Genomic DNA, 404 nt, shown 5'->3' with positions numbered 1-404 from the left:
CTGCTGAGCAAGTACGAGTTCCCGGGCGACGACACCCCGATCATCCACGGTTCGGCCCGTCTGGCGCTGGAAGGCGACCAGTCGGAGATCGGCGTGCCGGCGATCCTGAAGCTGGTCGAGGCGCTGGACACCTGGATCCCGACCCCGGAGCGTGACGTCGACAAGGCGTTCCTGATGCCGGTGGAAGACGTGTTCTCGATCTCGGGCCGCGGCACCGTGGTGACCGGCCGTATCGAGCGCGGCGTGATCAAGGTGGGCGAGGAAATCGAGATCGTCGGTATCCGCCCGACCCAGAAGACGACCGTGACCGGCGTGGAAATGTTCCGCAAGCTGCTGGACCAGGGCCAGGCGGGCGACAACGCGGGTCTGCTGCTGCGCGGCACCAAGCGTGACGACGTGGAGCG

General features: G+C 67.1%; 1 protein-coding gene. It reads left to right on the top strand.

The genetic code is table 11. The features are described from left to right. Positions 1-404, top strand: a 404-nt coding sequence (locus WFQ05_RS20530) for an EF-Tu/IF-2/RF-3 family GTPase (protein WP_337055189.1), incomplete at both ends; no start/stop codon positions are given.

This window comes from Pseudoxanthomonas sp. USHLN014, from assembly GCF_037153335.1.
GTDB classification, from domain to species: domain Bacteria; phylum Pseudomonadota; class Gammaproteobacteria; order Xanthomonadales; family Xanthomonadaceae; genus Pseudoxanthomonas_A; species Pseudoxanthomonas_A winnipegensis.
The sequence above is the reverse complement of the archived record's forward strand: the minus strand, read 5'-3'. Positions and strand labels throughout refer to the sequence as shown.